Origin of the sequence: Klebsiella sp. KTE92 (assembly GCF_000398905.1) — a bacterium.
Taxonomy (GTDB): Bacteria; Pseudomonadota; Gammaproteobacteria; order Enterobacterales; family Enterobacteriaceae; genus Klebsiella; species Klebsiella variicola.
Genome location: NZ_KB976100.1, coordinates 2,608,668 through 2,624,194, shown reverse-complemented (window position 1 = coordinate 2,624,194; position 15,527 = coordinate 2,608,668). Strand labels below are relative to the sequence as shown.

Below are 15,527 nucleotides of genomic sequence, written 5' to 3'. Positions count from 1 at the left end.
AGAAAACCATGAACGGGATACATGATCTGGGCGGTATGCACGGCCTCGGGCCGATCCTCAACGAGGAAAATGAGCCGTATTTCCATCATGAATGGGAGCGCCGGGTATTTCCGCTGTTCGCCTCGCTGTTCGTCGGCGGACATTTCAATGTGGATGAATTCCGCCACGCCATTGAACGCATGGATCCAGCCCACTACCTGGAGGCGAGCTACTACGAGCACTGGTTGCACGCATTTGAAACGCTGCTGCTGGAAAAAGGGGTGATCACCGCCGATGAACTCTGGGGTGGCTCGACCCCTGCCCCCTGCGCTCCGGGCACGCCGGTGCTGACGCAGGACATCGTGGCGATGGTTGTCAGTACCGGCGCCTCCGCGCGCGTCAGTCACGATATTGCTCCCCGCTTTAAGGCCGGAGACCGGGTTCGGGCAAAAAACATCAACCCAACCACCCACACCCGCCTGCCGCGTTACGTGCGCGGGAAAATCGGCCGTATTGAGACCGATCATGGCGTGTTCATCACGCCGGACACCGCGGCGCACGGTCTGGGCGAACATCCTCAGCACGTCTACAGCGTCAGCTTCACCGCGCTGGAACTGTGGGGCACGCCGCGCCCGGACAACGTGTACATCGATCTGTGGGACGACTATCTGGAGGAAGCATGAGCATTGCGACACAGCATGATTACGCCGCCGTCGGGTTACCCCGCGACGAGGAGGGGCCGGTTTTTGATAAGCCCTGGCAGGCGAAAGCCTTCTCCCTGATCGTCCATCTGCACCGGGCGGGGCTGTTCCCGTGGGCAGAATGGGTACGGACGTTCAGCGAAGCGATCAAGGCGGCTCCGGCGCAACCCGGCGAAAGTGTGAACGATGCCTACTATCGCCAGTGGGCGACAGCAATGGAGAACATGATCACCGCCCTCCACCTGACAGCACCGGATGACATTGCCCGACGGGCCCAGGAATGGCGACTGGCGTATATCAACACGCCGCATGGTCAGCCGATCGTCCTGGCCAATGCCAGCTGTCCGCCGGCGCATAACCACCACTCGCTTCCACTCGGCGTTCCGGTCACGGTGAGCCCGGCACAATCTTCCATCAGCCAAATTAACAACGGAGTCACATCATGAGCGATATCACCCTTACCACCAACACCCCGGCCACTCCGATACCGGTCGCGGCGCTGTTGCCCTGGGCACTGTTTACCACCCTGCTGGCACTGTTAGCGATCTATTTCGTCGGTGCGGAACAAGGTGCGACGTCGATGTTTTCCGGCACCCAGGTGCATGAATTCTTCCACGACGCACGCCATCTACTGGGTTTTCCCTGCCACTGAGGAGGCGGACATGATTGGGAAACTATTATTCAAGGGGATGATAGCAGGCATTCTGGCTGGACTGGTGGCATTTGCCTTTGCACACCATTTCGGCGAGCCGCAGGTCGATCGCGCTATCGGGATTGAAGAAAGTCTGGCCGCTCATTCACACCAACACAGCGCGTCGGCTGACGGCGGTGAAGAAGAGGTGTTTAGCCGTCAAACCCAGTCCGGGATCGGGCTAATGGCCGGCATGGTGCTGTTCGGCGCAGCGCTGGGCGGCGGTCTGGCGCTGAGTTGGGCCTTTAGCTATCAGCGCTTCGGACCATCGAACCCGCGTCTGTTAGCGTTAGGCCTGGCGCTGGTCGGCTTTCTGGTCATGAGCCTGATGCCTGGTCTGAAATACCCACCCAATCCGCCCGCGGTCGGTAACCCGGAGACCATCGGCTATCGTACCGAACTGTACTTCGTCATGATGTTGCTTTCCATCGGCATCGTCATCGCGGCCGCGTGGTTATCACATCAGCTAATACCGCGCCTCGGTAGAGGAAATGCGATGATGTGGGCAACGCTGTTCGCGGTGGCGCTGATGCTCGTGGTTTGTGCCCTGATGCCGACAGTGAACGAAGTGCCCGAACACTTCCCGGCGGACCTGCTATGGCGTTTCCGTATCAGCTCCTTCGGCACGCACCTGGTGCTCTGGAGCGTCATCGGTGTGGCGTTCGGTGCCTTAGCCGAACGCACGCCGGCGACAGGTGTGCAGCGCCCAGCCTTCCGCCGCGGTTAACATCATGAGAGCGTCGCTAACGTTGATTTGTCAGGGAGAAACGGCAGCGTCCCGAGGTTCACATTTCCCCTGTGATGACCCTCTGGAGGCGCGGGAATGGCAGCGGGCGCGTCAGTTACAAAGCCGTGTCGCCCGTTGTCACCGCGTCTGGATCTCCCCGGAGACCGCCGCCCGACAAACTGCCGCAGCGCTCTCTTTACAGGGTACCCCGGTGATGGAGCTGGCGGAACCCGACTACGGCATCTGGGCCGGTCGGCCAGTACGTGAGGTGATGACGCAAGACGCCGACGCTTTCCTGGCCTGGCTGGAGGGCGATCCGCCGCCGGGCGGAGAGTCACGTGCTCAGTTGCTGGCGCGCTGTGGCCGTTGGCTGGCAAAACACGTCGATATTCCAGGCCGACACGGTGTAATTGCGTCGGCCTCCACTATCCGTGCCATGCTCCTCAACGTTCTCGGCGCCCCACTTCACTCATTTGCACGTATCGACGTTCACCCGCTCAGCATCACCGAGTTGCGCAGTGACGGACGGCGCTGGAATTTTTGTTTATTAAGAGATGACATAAAGGGCGAATGTTCGACGCTGTCCCGCTGAAGCCGTCAGCCAGTAAGCGCCTTTGGCCATTGATGGATCCCTCCACTGGTCTTGCATCGCTAAACCCAATGCCATAGAACCGCTCAGCGCGCTTCACGCCCCGTCCTGCGTAAAAAAGTAAATCTCCCTGACCATGTTTATTTATACTCAGAAAACATGTCATTAAGAAAGGAAGCTACGCGTTGAAATGGGTAACCTGGTTAAAACGTATCGTGTTGTCCCTGCTGCTGTTGATCGTTGGCGCTCTGGGACTACGCCTTTATGACATTCAGCGCGGACCCGAGCTGCAGCTCTGGCATACCTGGGTTCCGCATGAGATGGACGCGGATGAAATCGACAATGCTGACTGGAACGATTACATCAACAAAGAGAATGCGCTCTTCAGTGAGGTAAAACGCCAGGTTACCGATAAGCTGGACGCTGAGCAGCAAACCGAACTGAATCGTTACTATAGTCACAGCCCCATCTATCCGGACTCGTTTCCAACCAACTGGAATCGGTCATATATCATGATGCCGGATGGCAAACCGAAAGGCGCCGTGGTGTTGCTACATGGTCTGACAGATACCCCCTACAGCCTGCGGCATATTGCAGAAAATTACCGGCAACAGGGTTATGTCGCCATCGGTATCAGATTACCGGGCCATGGGACGGTTCCCGCCGGGCTGACCGATGTGGACTGGCAGGACTGGCTTGCCGCCACGCGCCTTGCGGTGAGAGAAGCGAAACGACTGACGGGTAATGATGTGCCCCTGCATATCGTCGGATTTTCCAACGGCGGCGCGCTGGCAATGAAATATTCGCTGGACGCGCTGGATAATGCCGAACTGGCAAAACCCCAGCGGGTGATCCTGATTTCTCCGATGATCGGTATTACCAGCTTCGCGCGTTTTTCCGGCCTCGCTGGCTGGCCCGCGTTTCTTCCCGCCTTCTCGAAAGCCGCATGGTTAAACATCATGCCCGAGTTTAATCCGTTCAAATATAACTCGTTCCCGACGAACGCCGCCCGGCAGTCCTTCCTGCTGACCAAAGCGCTGCAAAAGCAGATAGTGACTGACTCGAGAAATCACAGACTTAACAGCTTACCGCCGGTATTGACCTTTCAGTCCGTTGTGGATTCAACGGTCAGTACGCGGGCGATCGTGACGGCGCTGTATAACCGTTTGCCGGAAAATGGCAGTGAAATTGTCCTCTTCGATTTGAATCATGCCGTCAGGTTTAATTCATTATTACGCCGGACGTCTTACACCGCGCTGGCGCGGTTGCTGCCCGCGCCGCCACGCGCTTATCAGACCACGATCATCACTAACGCGAATTCAGCCAGTACCGATATGGAAATCCGCACAACACCTGCCGGGAAAACAGACACCACAGTGGAAAAGCTGCAGGGAATGCGCTACCTGCCGGACGTATACTCCCTTTCTCATGTCGCGCTCCCCTTCCCGTTAAGCGATTCGCTGTACGGGCGCTATCCCCATCCGCTGAATCAATATGGGATCAGCCTCGGCACGTTTGCTGCTCGCGGCGAGCGTTCGGTGCTGGTTGTGGGTCTGGACTCGCTGATGCGTCAGTCTTCCAATCCGTTCTTTCCCTATATGATCAAGCGCATTGACGAAGGGATCGACACTCGCCCGGCTCTCTCCGGGAAATAACTCTTCTCTGGATAAGTGGCCACCACGGCCACTTTTTCCTGAGGATGCGGTACTACGCTTTCGCCGACGTCGACAGCCACTGATATACCGCTGACAAATCCTCTCCGGCATATCCCGCGTCCGCCGCCTGCTGCCACAGTTCGGCAATGTTATCCAGCCCCGGCATGGTGTGCGGCTCGGCCAGGGATAGCGCCAGCCGGGCATCTTTCAGCGCATGCGCCAGTTGCATCTGCGGCGCGAATTGCTCGCTGGCGATGGCGTCCAGTTTGACTTTGACATACGGTGCGGCCAGCGGGCCGCCTTCCAGAGCGCTCCAGAGCTGGTCGGGGGTAAAGCCCAGCGTCTTCGCCAGCCGGGCGCTTTCCGCGATGCCCTGCATCATCGAAATCAGCCAGGCATTGAGGACCAGCTTCATTTTCTGGCTGTTGCCGGCCTCGCCAAACCACTGCGTCCCGCGGGAGATAGCCGCAAACACCTGTTCGGCAGCGGCACACTTTTCACGATCTCCGCTGGCGAGCACCAGGATCTGCGCCTTCTCCGCCGGGGCTTTGGTCCCTGAAACCGGGGCATCGACGAAGGTCATCGCCGGCTGAAGCGCCCGCAGCAAGGCGATAGCCTCCTGCGTCTCCGGCAGGCCGATGGTGCCCATCTGGCAATAGATCGCCTGCGGCTGACAGGCAGGCGCTATTTGCGCCAGTACCTCGAGGGTAGCCTGACCGTCGGCGAGCATACTGATGATCACCTCGGCATCAGCGACCGCCTGCTGCGGCGTGGTATGCAGGGATAATCCCTGCGCCTGTAAATCTTCGCCGCGTGCTGGCGAACGGTTCCAGCCAGCGACGGTAAAGCCTTTCTTCAGCAGATTGCTGGCAAAAGCATGTCCCATGGCGCCGAGTCCCAGCACCGCGACCTTTGGTAATGTACTCATCTTGTCTGTCCTGATTCGCGTGTTAATAAATGTCGGACGTCTACTATCGCATCTCTGACACGGATGTCAGTAGCAATAACCGCCATAAAAAGTGACGCTGTCACTCATGGTCTCACGGCTGTCGGAGCCACGCCAGCAAACGGCGCATCGCTGGCATCAGCCGGGCATCATCCTGATAACACAGACACAGGCGGCGCTGTGCCCAGCGATCCTGCAGCGCGATGACGGCAAACCGGTAGCGCTGCTGGTAGCGTTCGGCAATGACGCGGGGCAGGATCGCCCCGCCGGCGCCGTGAGCCACCATCTCGCAAAGCCCTTCAAAATGGCTCATCCGGACCCGGACGTTTAGCCCCTGGCCGAGCCCGGCGGCATGTTGTTCAATATGCTGCTGCAGTGCGCTGGTCTGGTAGAGGGCGACCAGCGGCTCGTTGATGACCGCCGCAAACGCCACTTCATTCGCGCCGGCCAGAGGGTGAGTCGGCGGCACAATCAGCACCAGGGGATCATCGGCGACAGGATCCAGATGCAGCGGCCCTGGGTCGACCGCATCGGACACCACTCCAGCCTGCGCCACACCCGCCAGAATGCTGCTGACGATATCCGCGCTGGTGCGCTCTTCGGTGTCGATTTGCACCGCCGGATGCGCTGCCATCCAGGCGGCGAGCTTGCCCGGCAGAAAAGCCGACATCGCCGAGGTGTTGGCGAACAGCCGCAGCGTCCCCTGCTGACCGCGGGCGAAGGCGCTCATCGCCTGGCGCAGACGCTGCTGCTGCGCAAGAAGCGGGCGTGCATGGCGCGCCAGTACCTCCCCGGCCTCAGTCAGCGTCACGCCGCGAGCATGACGCTGCAACAGGGGAACACCGACCTCTGCCTCCAGCTTGCGCACTCTTTCGCTGGCGGAGGCCAGGGCGAGATGGGCCATGGCGGCCCCACCGGTAATACTGCCGCTATCCACGATGGCGATAAACAGTCGCAGATCGGCCAGATCCATCCGCATCACACCCTCCCCACCCTTCGGTTTTCCCGTAGTCTTAGGGCAACATACCGCATTGTGGCTTTAGCGACCAGTGGTTTCAATGTCCCTTTCTATCCTGAAAAGTGAGCCATGATGTTCGATCTCCACATCTTTTATTTACTGCTGATCTTTATCGCCGCCGGACTGGTCAAAGGGGTGACCGGCATGGGATTACCCACCGTGGCGATGGGCCTGCTTGGTCTGCTGATGCCGCCGCAGGCCGCAGCGGCGCTGCTGGTACTTCCCTCGCTGTTAACCAATCTCTGGCAGTTGCTGGCTGGCCCCGCGCTGGCGCAGATTGTGCGCCGCCTCTGGCTTATGATGACCGGGATTATTATGGGAACGCTGGCGGGGTCGTCACTGCTGATCAGCCTCAATCCTCGGTGCTCAGCGCTGGCGCTTGGCACCGTGTTGATAGCCTATGCCGGGTATGCGCTCTGTGGCCCGGCGTTGCAGGTTTCCGCCCGCGTGGAGAAGTGGCTGTCGCCGCTCATGGGCGGTCTGACCGGCGTTATCACCGGGGCGACCGGGGTATTTGTTATTCCGGCCGTTCCCTGGCTGCAGACGCTGGGCTTTCGTCGAGACGAACTGGTGCAGGCTCTGGGGTTGTCGTTTACCCTCTCCACCCTGGCGATGGCGGCCGGCCTCTCCCTGCACGATGGCTGGCATGCTGATTCGCTGCTGCTGTCGGGGCTGGCGCTGTTGCCCGCGCTACTCGGCATGTGGCTGGGACAGTGGATCCGCTCGCGTCTCAGCCCGCGACGCTTTCGTCAGGGCTTTCTGCTGTTCCTGCTGGCGCTGGGAATGGAGCTGATCGCCAGGGGATGGCTGACCTGAATCCGCTAGCGGCGGGTAATGTGCTTCACGTTGTACTTACTGGTGTTCTGGTAGATCTCTGAGAAATCGACGATCGCCCGGTTTTGCGCATAACTCACCGACTGCACCCGCAGCAGGAGGCTGTTTGGCGCCACCTGCAGCAGCTCGGCCTGCTCGCGGGTCGCCAGCACCGGCGTATAGCTGCGGTGGCTCTCGATGATGGTGATATGACACTCTTTTTTGAAATAGTTGAATTTAGACTGCTCGAGGTTACCCACGCTGAGCCAGGGAAAGGTGGCGAATGGAATATAGCTGTTTTCCACGAGGATCGGGACCTCATCAATCAGCCGCAGCCGCCTGACGTAGTAAACTTTTTCCCCCGGCTGGATCTTTAACTGCTGGGCGATGGCCGGAGGAGCATCAAGCAGCGTGAATTCAATGACTTTGTTACGGTAGTTGGTGACGCCTACCACCTGCATCTGGTAGTTAAAGCCCTCCAGTTCTCCGCCGTGATAGTTACTTTTACGCACAATGCAGGTTCCGCTGCCGTGCCGCCGCGCGATCAGCTTTTCCTCCTCCAGTAGCGCCAGCGCTTTGCGCAGCGTCATCACCGAGACCTGCAGCTCCGCAGCGAGCGCTTTTTCGCTGGGCAGCATATCGCCCACGGCATAGTCGTCGCTGTTGATGCGGGCCTTCAGTTCAGTGGCAATCTTTTTATAAATCACTTTTAGATGTCTCGCTAAGGTGGCGCTCGTCAAACAGATAATCGGATAATTTAATGTAAATAAAAGATTATTTTTACATTGCAGCGAAAATTTCAACACTAACTCATCTATAAATCTCGCCATATTTATATATCTGTCCAGCAACAATATATATGACTTTCATCACAGATGGCCCTTTTCCTGCTCGGGATCCCGGTGGTCTGCTCCTAGTCTGAAAAGCCTATTCATCAGGTCTGCGAAGACGAGAGGACAACCATGATTGGCGTGAAAAAGCTTCAGGACTTTTCCAAAGCAATGATCGGGCCGGTGCTATATCTGCCGGCTATCGGCCTGTTGATCGCCCTGTTCAGCATGACCACCAACCGGCTGTGGGTGGATGAAAGCAGCGCGCTCTACCTGTTGGGGAAATTCGTCTCCAGCATGCTCTGGGCGCTGATGAACCATCTCGGGTTTCTGTTCTGCCTTGGGCTGGCCAGCGGCCTGGCGAAAACCCGCAAAGCCGAAGCGGCCTTCGTGGCGGCGATGACCTGGCTGGTGTATCTGGCGGCGAACAATAGCTGGCTGACCCTGACCCATCGCCTGGCGTCCGGTGCCACCAACGCGCAACTGTACGGCAGTGGACAAACCTTTATCTTTGGTTTTCAGGTCATTGATATGGGCGTGTTCCTTGGGATTATCCTTGGCTGCGCCGTCGCCTTTGTCCACAACCGCGTGGTCGGCATTGAGTTTCGCGGCGCGCTGTCGATCTACGGCAACAGTAAGCTGGTGCTGATCGTGATGCTACCGCTGGTTGGCCTGTTTGCTATCGCCACCGTCTATCTCTGGCCGGTGGTTGAGCTGGGCATTTCGGCGCTGACCGGCTTTATGAAATCCTTTGGCGCCATCGGGGTCTTCCTGTACGGTTTTCTCAACCGGTTCCTGATCCCCACCGGGCTGCATCATCTGATCTGGTCGCCGTTTGTCTTTACCTCCATCGGCGGACAGCTGCTGATTGATGGTCAAACGGTTATTGGCGCCAAGCCTATTTTCCTTGCCGAAATCGCCCGTCATCCCATCGGGGCGCTGAGTGATTCCGCCCGGTTTTTAACCTACGGGATGGTGAAGATCTTCGGCACCGCCGGCATGGCGCTCGCCTTCTACCGTACGGCGAAACCGGAGAATAAGCAGCGGCTTAAAGTCACGCTGATCCCCTTAATTGTGACCTCCGTTCTGGTGGGGATCACCGAACCTTTTGAGTTTCTCTTTATCTTCACCGCCCCGCTGCTGTGGCTTATCTACTCCCTGCTGGACGGTTTGTTCCAGATGCTGGCCTGGCTGCTTCACGTGCGGGTCTGCGCCACCAACGGTCTTATCGATTTTGTCGTCTATAACCTCCCTGCTGGCGCCAGCGTGACGCGCTGGCCGGTATTTGTCGCCCTCGGCCTGCTGGAGACCGCCACCATGTACCTGGTCGGCACCTTCTGTATTACCCGTCTGCGGATGCTCACCCCTGGCCGTGAAGCGGCTGCCGATGCGGAGCCTTCCGAGCAGACGGGCCAGGCAAGCGAGATTGCCGATAAAGGTACGCTGGTGATTGCGGGACTGGGCGGAAAAGAGAATGTCTGCGTAGTGGAAAACTGTTTTACCCGTCTGCGGGTCGATGTGCGCGACCCCGCCCTCATCCAGCAGTCGCTGTTGAAAGAGAGCGGCGGGAGCAGCGTGCTGATTAAAGGCAACCATGTCCAGGTGATCTATGGCCTGGGGGTTAACAAAATTCGAACGGCGGTCAACGCCAGTCTGGGTGTTACTGAATAACGAGGTGGTAAATGAAAGATAACTTTGTGGTCACGATTGCCGGCGGCGGCAGTACTTATACCCCTGGGATTGTGATGATGTTGCTGGAAAATATGTCGCGCTTTCCCCTGCGGGAGATCCGTCTGTACGACAACCATCACCAGCGTCAGAAAACGATCGGCGACGCCTGCGCTATTTTGGTGGCAGAACGCTTCCCGCAGGTGAAGTTCAGCTATACCACCGATCCGCAGGCGGCCTTCACTGACGTCGATTTTGTGATGGCGCATATTCGCGTCGGTCTGTATGAAATGCGGGAAAAGGATGAAAAGATCCCATTAAAATATGGCGTGCCGGGACAGGAGACCTGCGGTCCGGGTGGGATTGCCTACGGCATGCGCTCCATTGCCGGGGTGCTGGAGCTGGTCGATTATATGCAGCAATACGCTCCGAACGCCTGGATGCTCAACTATTCCAATCCGGCGGCCATCGTCGCGGAAGCCACCCGTCGCCTGCGACCCGACGCGCGCATCATCAACATCTGCGATATGCCGGTGGCTATCGAGGGGCTGTTTGCCGACATCCTCGGCCTGCCGTCGCGCAAGGCGCTGAACGTCCGCTACTATGGCCTGAACCATTTCGGCTGGTGGACCCGTATCACCGATAAAGCCGGTAACGATCTGATGCCGGCGCTGAAGCGTCACGTGGCGGAACAGGGATACAGCAGTCCAAAAGAAGATTTTCAGCATAAAGCGCCAAGCTGGATCGAAACCTTTAAAAAGGTGAAGGATGTGTTTGCCCTCGATCCGTCGACACTGCCTAACACCTATCTGAAATACTACCTCTATCCTGACTATGAGGTGGCGCACGCCGATCCAGACTTTACGCGGGCGAACGAGGTGATGGCCGGACGTGAAAAAGAGGTCTTCGATATGGCCCGGGAGATTACCCGTCGGGGCACGGCGGAAGGCGCGCATTTTCATGCCGGGGCCCATGCCACCTTTATCGTCGACCTCGCCTGCGCCATCGCTTTTAACACCCAGGAGCGGATGCTGTTGATCGTTGAGAACAACGGGGCGATCGCCAACTTTGATGAGACGGCGATGGTGGAAGTCCCCTGCCTGGTGGGCGTCAATGGCCCGGAGCCGCTGGCGATGGGGAAAATCCCGTCGTTCCAGAAAGGGTTGATGGAGCAGCAGGTGGCGGTCGAAAAGCTGGTGGTTGACGCCTGGGTTGAGGGTAGTTACCAGAAACTGTGGCAGGCCATTACGCTATCGAAAACGGTGCCCAGCGCCGCGGTGGCGAAAGCCATCCTCGATGAACTGATCGTCGCCAACGAAGGCTACTGGCCCGCACTGCACTGATCTTTTTCGTGATGGGTAAAATGCAGAGGATCCCCCTTCTCTGCATTTTTACCCAGCGTTCCCGCCGGCCACACATTCATCCTATAACCTCCCCCACGGGCTTTCTTCCCCTCCAGACCGTTGCCAGAAGGCCGCCATCCTCGTTTTACCCTGATCAAAGTAATGAAATATAAATTCTATTCCAGGATATTATGGCGTAAAAATGTGATCTGCGTTGTATTCTTTGATTTACATTAACCTACTGAAAACAACATCATTATTACCGGCCTGTAAATTTAACCTGGTTTTCATGGGGATATGCTCCCTCCATCCTTTGTGATTGGCTTCATGCATTTACCATTCTGCAACACCAATTTGAAATTAAATTTTCATAATGTGATCTTGTAGCATTCTCATTCCATTTCTTTGTGCCATATTCTTATCACGATAAATCGCCGCAACGACAGCAACGTGCCACACCAGGGCGCTGTCCACCGGCAGACGTCGGCGCTGCCGACGCACTGAAGACCGCTAACCCGAAAAGGAGAACGGATATCGACTACATCCATGTCAACACCAAGCCGTAAACCTCTTTGACCGCCATTGCTGAGCGTACCCTGCCATGTGCTGAGCAATTACACAAAGAAGAAAAATCATTTAGTTCAGTTAGATACGACAACACAGGCGTAATAAATCCTGACTGGGGAGATGTATTTTTATCTTGTGTCGTTCAATAAAATAAAGGGACTACCATGTCATTTATAACAAACCTGAACCAGCAACAGAGAAAACGACTTCATCAGATCACCTTAGTGGCCACCTTCGGCGGCCTGCTTTTCGGTTACGACACCGGCGTTATCAACGGCGCCTTTTCCTCACTGAAGCAGTATATGGCGCTGACCCCGACTACCGAAGGGCTGGTGATGAGCGTCCTGCTGATCGGCGCCGCGCTGGGCAGCGTGTTTGGCGGCAAGTTTGCCGACTTCTTCGGCCGGCGAAAATATTTACTCTTCCTCTCCTTTATTTTTCTTATCGGCGCCCTGCTTTCCGCCGCAGCCCCCGATATCACCACCCTGCTGATTGCCCGCGCCCTGCTGGGCTACGCCGTCGGCGGCGCGTCGGTCACTGCCCCCACTTTTATTTCGGAAGTGGCGCCTACCGAGATGCGCGGTAAGCTGACCGGCCTGAATGAAGTCGCCATCGTCATTGGCCAGTTGGCGGCGTTTGCCATCAACGCGATCATTGGCATCATCTGGGGCCATCTGCCGGACGTCTGGCGCTATATGCTGCTGGTACAGGCCATTCCCGCTGTCTGCCTGTTTGTTGGCATGTGGCGCGCGCCGGAAAGCCCGCGCTGGCTGATCAGCAAAAATCGCCACGAGGAAGCGCTGCATATTCTCAAACAGATCCGCCCGGCGGAACGCGCGCAGAAGGAGTATGACGACATCTCCACCCTGATCAAAATTGAAGCCGGCAATAAGTACAGCGCTCAGGGCACCTTCACGACTATCCTCAAAACGCCATGGATCCTCAAAATTTTGCTGGTCGGTATTACCTGGGCCGCGTTGCAGCAAACTACTGGGGTTAACGTCATTATGTACTACGGCACGGAAATTCTGAGTGCCGCCGGCTTCTCAGAACGTACCTCGCTGATCTGTAACGTGCTGAACGGTGTCTTCTCCGTCGGCGGTATGCTCTTTGGCGTGCTGTTCCTTGTCGACCGTTTCAAACGTAAGACGATCATTATCTACGGCTTTGCCATTATGGCCACGCTGCACCTGATTATCGCCGCTGTCGATTACACCCTGGTGGGCGATCTGAAAGCCACCGCCATCTGGCTGCTGGGCGCGCTGTTCGTCGGTGTGATGCAGGGTTCCATGGGCTTTATTACCTGGGTGGTATTAGCTGAGCTGTTCCCGTTGAAATTCCGCGGGCTGTCGATGGGGATCTCGGTATTTTTCATGTGGATCATGAACGCGGTGGTCAGCTACCTGTTCCCGCTGCTGCAGGCGAAACTGGGCCTTGGGCCGGTCTTCTTCATCTTCGCAGCCATCAACTACTTAGCGATTCTGTTCGTGGTCTTCGCCCTACCGGAGACCTCCAATAAATCGCTCGAGCAGTTAGAAGAAGAGCTGTCAGCGAATCATGAGGGTAAAAAATCTACGCGTCTCACCAGGGAGGTTGGCTATGATCGATAACATCACGCTGGATAATCTGCATATCGGCTGCAAGGCCAGTAATAAAGCGGAAGTGATCGCTATGATTGGCGCGGAGTGTAAAGCCAAAGGATATGTGAATCAGGAGTGCGTTCACTTTCTGCTGGAGCGTGAACATCAGGTTTCCACTTTTTTGGGGAATGGCATCACCTTGCCACATTTGCCGAAATCCGCGACGGATATCATTCTCAAAACCGGCATTGAGATCTTTCAGTTCCCTGATGGCGTTATCTGGGATCGCAGCAACGTGATGTTTATTGCCATCGGCGTCATCGCGAAAGAAAAAGAGCATATTGATGTGCTCAAAGAAATTGCCTCGATATTTAGCGATGAACTGATCGCTAACGCGCTGTCATTAATTTCAGACAAAAATGACTTCCTGAAAATTCTGCAACATAATGCCTTGCCTCATTAGGTATGACGCCAGCCGGAGCCTTGGCTCCGGCTGTTTCAGACCACTCCCGCAAGCGGCCAGCGGTGAATAGTGAATAGGTTTTAATTTAGCTGGTGATAGAGCTACATAAAATAATAACAATGGAAATTACCGTCATATTGTTAAATGGGCCATGGAGAATATTTCGCTGCCTCAATAAATTTTAAAAAACACCAATAAAAACAAGTGATTTCGTTTTTTACCCACCATTCTCTACGCCTTTCCATTGCCATGCTGCGATCGCTGCATGCCAGTGATTACTGCGCTATTCCATTAATTTTGATTTATATCAATACCTCGTCGGGCATTAAACTGCATTTTACAGCGCGATTATTTTGGCAAGGTGTATACGACATTGGTTTTACGACTTGGATATTTCTTTAGCCGTCCCTCAAGCCTGTGGGGATGGTTGATGTGTAACGCGCTTAACGGCATCGCGATTGTGCTTTGCTTTCGCGCGATAAGCATCGTGACGGGCTTTAGCGAAGTGGTCTGGCAGGTCATCATCACGCTGGCTATTATTATATCAACCTGGTACAGCGCTAATTATTTCGCTGCGCTGGAAGCTCGACGCGATAAACGACGCTTTCTGCTGCTGGCCTGGGTGGTCATCACCATTCTGTTAAATTTCATTCACCTTGGCGGTGGTTAACGCTGTTAATGCAAGGATCATCTCATGACGCTGGCGATGCTGTGGGTGCTTATCAGTCATCATAAAGGGCTGACGCTGTTACTGATCGTGGTCATTGCGCTGGTGCTTATTGCGCTCATCCCGCTGGTAAAAAGGCTGTTGCGTAGCATCAACGGCGATCCCTGACCCTGTCCTGATGGCCGCCGACAGGCGGCCATGTATCCTGCGTTTTCGCTTCGCCCCCCCCCCACCAGCCCCGTCCGGTATCCCACGCAGATCCAAAGCGCACAAAAGAAATGAGAACCATTATCAAACAAGCTGTGTTACCGTGTCAGCCCAACAAAATGACAGCTCAAAGAATACAGGGGGTTAGACAAGGTGAAGCGGAATTCAGGGAGCATCCGGGCGCGCGGGCTGCTGACGCTGGCGGTTGGCGTGCTCTTCTACAGTAGCGGTAGCACCGCCCGACCGGATCTTCAGCCGCTGGGGCCAAACATCGCCGATAAAGGGTCAGCGTACTATCATTTTACGCAACGTCAGTATGACTCCGCCGATGGCGAACGCCACTACCGGGTGTGGACTGCCGTGCCGGACAAAGCCCCGCCCGCCGCCGGCTATCCTGTGCTGTATATGCTGGATGGTAACGCGGTGATGGATAAGCTTAACGACGCCCTTCTGCAGCAGCTCTCCGCCGGCTCCCCGCCGGTGATCGTCGCTATCGGTTACCAGACAACGCTGCCCTTCGATACCGCCGCCCGGGCCTGGGATTACACTCCTCCGCTAAAGGCCTTCAAACCGCAAGTCGGGAAACCCGCGCTGCCGCCGCGAAAAACCGGAGGTAATGACCTGTTTCGTCAGTTGCTGACCGAAACAATGGTGCCGCAAACGGAAGCTCACCTGAAAATAGATCCCCACCAGCGCGCGATCTGGGGCCACTCCTACGGCGGGCTGTTTGTGCTCGACGCGTGGCGGAAGACCTCGCTGTTTCATCTCTATTATTCGGCCAGCCCGTCGCTGGGCCAGGCGCAGGAATCTCCGCTGAAGGGCAGCGAAGCCTTAAGCGCTACCGCCTTCTCCGGGAAATCGCTGTATCTGCTGGAAGGTGATGGCAAAGCTGCCCGGGAACCCACCGGCCACGTGGCTTCCCTGAGTGTGTTGCGACAAACCCAGCAGCAGCTGGCCGACAAAGGCCTGACGGTGGCTTTCTGGCGCTACCCTGGTATGACGCACGGTCAGATGTTTGACGTCTCGCTGCAGTCGGCTCTGCTGCATCTTTCCGGGCAGGCTCCGCTGGCGCATCAGTAATGA

At 56.6% G+C, this 15,527-nt stretch carries 17 protein-coding genes; 14 read left to right on the top strand and 3 right to left on the bottom strand.

Features of this window, described 5'->3' with window-relative positions:
• Window positions 1-8: 8 nt before the first annotated feature.
• The 6 genes from nthB to A1WC_RS13040 all read left to right on the top strand — a co-directional run bounded on the left by nthB (window position 9) and on the right by A1WC_RS13040 (window position 4,342).
• A complete protein-coding gene (nthB, locus tag A1WC_RS13015; RefSeq protein WP_012541728.1) occupies window positions 9-662 on the top strand; it encodes a nitrile hydratase subunit beta in 654 nt (217 codons plus the stop codon).
• The gene (locus A1WC_RS13020; RefSeq protein ID WP_016161022.1) at window positions 659-1,126 is read left to right on the top strand and encodes a nitrile hydratase accessory protein; all 468 of its coding nucleotides are present in this window, start codon (window positions 659-661) and stop codon (window positions 1,124-1,126) included. The genes nthB and A1WC_RS13020 overlap by 4 nt, the downstream gene beginning before the upstream one ends.
• A complete protein-coding gene (locus A1WC_RS13025) occupies window positions 1,123-1,332 on the top strand; it encodes a CbtB domain-containing protein (protein ID WP_008804893.1) in 210 nt (69 codons plus the stop codon). The genes A1WC_RS13020 and A1WC_RS13025 overlap by 4 nt, the downstream gene beginning before the upstream one ends.
• Before the next feature lie 10 nt (window positions 1,333-1,342).
• Window positions 1,343-2,098, top strand: a complete 756-nt coding sequence (locus A1WC_RS13030) for a CbtA family protein (protein WP_016161021.1) — start codon at window positions 1,343-1,345, stop codon at window positions 2,096-2,098.
• A gap of 4 nt (window positions 2,099-2,102) precedes the next feature.
• Window positions 2,103-2,690 (top strand): histidine phosphatase family protein, encoded by a 588-nt coding sequence (locus tag A1WC_RS13035; protein ID WP_012968231.1) that lies wholly within the window; start codon window positions 2,103-2,105, stop codon window positions 2,688-2,690.
• Between the two features lie 182 nt (window positions 2,691-2,872).
• Window positions 2,873-4,342 (top strand): alpha/beta hydrolase, encoded by a 1,470-nt coding sequence (locus tag A1WC_RS13040; protein ID WP_012968232.1) that lies wholly within the window; start codon window positions 2,873-2,875, stop codon window positions 4,340-4,342.
• Between the two features lie 52 nt (window positions 4,343-4,394).
• On the opposite strand, the gene A1WC_RS13045 is transcribed toward A1WC_RS13040, so the two are convergent.
• Together A1WC_RS13045 and A1WC_RS13050 are read right to left on the bottom strand one after the other, a co-directional pair.
• Window positions 4,395-5,270: an NAD(P)-dependent oxidoreductase gene (locus A1WC_RS13045; RefSeq protein WP_016161020.1), complete on the bottom strand. Its 876-nt coding sequence runs from the start codon at window positions 5,268-5,270 to the stop codon at window positions 4,395-4,397.
• 112 nt (window positions 5,271-5,382) lie between these two features.
• The gene (locus A1WC_RS13050) at window positions 5,383-6,267 is read right to left on the bottom strand and encodes a LysR family transcriptional regulator (RefSeq protein WP_016161019.1); all 885 of its coding nucleotides are present in this window, start codon (window positions 6,265-6,267) and stop codon (window positions 5,383-5,385) included.
• Between the two features lie 111 nt (window positions 6,268-6,378).
• Between A1WC_RS13050 and A1WC_RS13055 the strand changes: the two genes are divergently transcribed.
• Window positions 6,379-7,122 carry a sulfite exporter TauE/SafE family protein gene (locus tag A1WC_RS13055; RefSeq protein ID WP_012541734.1) on the top strand — a complete coding sequence of 248 codons (744 nt, stop codon included), beginning with the start codon at window positions 6,379-6,381 and terminating at the stop codon, window positions 7,120-7,122.
• A gap of 5 nt (window positions 7,123-7,127) precedes the next feature.
• Here the strand turns inward: A1WC_RS13055 and A1WC_RS13060 are convergent, their stop codons facing one another.
• On the bottom strand, window positions 7,128-7,826 hold the full coding sequence (locus A1WC_RS13060) for a GntR family transcriptional regulator (protein ID WP_012541735.1): 699 nt from the start codon (window positions 7,824-7,826) through the stop codon (window positions 7,128-7,130).
• A gap of 255 nt (window positions 7,827-8,081) precedes the next feature.
• On the opposite strand from A1WC_RS13060, the gene A1WC_RS13065 reads away from it, so the two are divergent.
• The 7 genes from A1WC_RS13065 to A1WC_RS13090 all read left to right on the top strand — a co-directional run bounded on the left by A1WC_RS13065 (window position 8,082) and on the right by A1WC_RS13090 (window position 15,524).
• On the top strand, window positions 8,082-9,620 hold the full coding sequence (locus A1WC_RS13065) for a PTS transporter subunit EIIC (protein ID WP_016161017.1): 1,539 nt from the start codon (window positions 8,082-8,084) through the stop codon (window positions 9,618-9,620).
• 11 nt (window positions 9,621-9,631) lie between these two features.
• Window positions 9,632-10,960, top strand: a complete 1,329-nt coding sequence (locus A1WC_RS13070) for a 6-phospho-alpha-glucosidase (protein ID WP_008804902.1) — start codon at window positions 9,632-9,634, stop codon at window positions 10,958-10,960.
• A gap of 731 nt (window positions 10,961-11,691) precedes the next feature.
• Window positions 11,692-13,137 carry a sugar porter family MFS transporter gene (locus tag A1WC_RS13075; protein ID WP_016161016.1) on the top strand — a complete coding sequence of 482 codons (1,446 nt, stop codon included), beginning with the start codon at window positions 11,692-11,694 and terminating at the stop codon, window positions 13,135-13,137.
• Window positions 13,127-13,570 carry a PTS sugar transporter subunit IIA gene (locus A1WC_RS13080; RefSeq protein WP_008804904.1) on the top strand — a complete coding sequence of 148 codons (444 nt, stop codon included), beginning with the start codon at window positions 13,127-13,129 and terminating at the stop codon, window positions 13,568-13,570. The genes A1WC_RS13075 and A1WC_RS13080 overlap by 11 nt, the downstream gene beginning before the upstream one ends.
• A gap of 430 nt (window positions 13,571-14,000) precedes the next feature.
• Complete coding sequence (locus A1WC_RS13085; protein ID WP_008804905.1) at window positions 14,001-14,240, top strand: hypothetical protein; 240 nt, start codon at window positions 14,001-14,003, stop codon at window positions 14,238-14,240.
• A gap of 24 nt (window positions 14,241-14,264) precedes the next feature.
• Window positions 14,265-14,405 carry a hypothetical protein gene (locus A1WC_RS27930; RefSeq protein ID WP_012541739.1) on the top strand — a complete coding sequence of 47 codons (141 nt, stop codon included), beginning with the start codon at window positions 14,265-14,267 and terminating at the stop codon, window positions 14,403-14,405.
• A 192-nt stretch (window positions 14,406-14,597) separates the two neighbouring features.
• Window positions 14,598-15,524, top strand: a complete 927-nt coding sequence (locus A1WC_RS13090) for an alpha/beta hydrolase (RefSeq protein ID WP_016161015.1) — start codon at window positions 14,598-14,600, stop codon at window positions 15,522-15,524.
• The last annotated feature ends 3 nt before the right edge of the window (window positions 15,525-15,527 follow it).

Excerpts from the sequence above, each read along its gene's own strand:
- nthB (WP_012541728.1), top strand. The coding sequence starts at position 9 with ATGAACGGGATACATGATCTGGGCGGTATGCACGGCCTCGGGCCGATC.
- A1WC_RS13020 (WP_016161022.1), top strand. The coding sequence starts at position 659 with ATGAGCATTGCGACACAGCATGATTACGCCGCCGTCGGGTTACCCCGC.
- A1WC_RS13025 (WP_008804893.1), top strand. The coding sequence starts at position 1,123 with ATGAGCGATATCACCCTTACCACCAACACCCCGGCCACTCCGATACCG.
- A1WC_RS13030 (WP_016161021.1), top strand. The coding sequence starts at position 1,343 with ATGATTGGGAAACTATTATTCAAGGGGATGATAGCAGGCATTCTGGCT.
- A1WC_RS13035 (WP_012968231.1), top strand. The coding sequence starts at position 2,103 with ATGAGAGCGTCGCTAACGTTGATTTGTCAGGGAGAAACGGCAGCGTCC.
- A1WC_RS13045 (WP_016161020.1), bottom strand. The coding sequence starts at position 5,270 with ATGAGTACATTACCAAAGGTCGCGGTGCTGGGACTCGGCGCCATGGGA.
- A1WC_RS13050 (WP_016161019.1), bottom strand. The coding sequence starts at position 6,267 with ATGCGGATGGATCTGGCCGATCTGCGACTGTTTATCGCCATCGTGGAT.
- A1WC_RS13055 (WP_012541734.1), top strand. The coding sequence starts at position 6,379 with ATGTTCGATCTCCACATCTTTTATTTACTGCTGATCTTTATCGCCGCC.
- A1WC_RS13065 (WP_016161017.1), top strand. The coding sequence starts at position 8,082 with ATGATTGGCGTGAAAAAGCTTCAGGACTTTTCCAAAGCAATGATCGGG.
- A1WC_RS13070 (WP_008804902.1), top strand. The coding sequence starts at position 9,632 with ATGAAAGATAACTTTGTGGTCACGATTGCCGGCGGCGGCAGTACTTAT.
- A1WC_RS13075 (WP_016161016.1), top strand. The coding sequence starts at position 11,692 with ATGTCATTTATAACAAACCTGAACCAGCAACAGAGAAAACGACTTCAT.
- A1WC_RS13080 (WP_008804904.1), top strand. The coding sequence starts at position 13,127 with ATGATCGATAACATCACGCTGGATAATCTGCATATCGGCTGCAAGGCC.
- A1WC_RS13085 (WP_008804905.1), top strand. The coding sequence starts at position 14,001 with ATGTGTAACGCGCTTAACGGCATCGCGATTGTGCTTTGCTTTCGCGCG.
- A1WC_RS27930 (WP_012541739.1), top strand. The coding sequence starts at position 14,265 with ATGACGCTGGCGATGCTGTGGGTGCTTATCAGTCATCATAAAGGGCTG.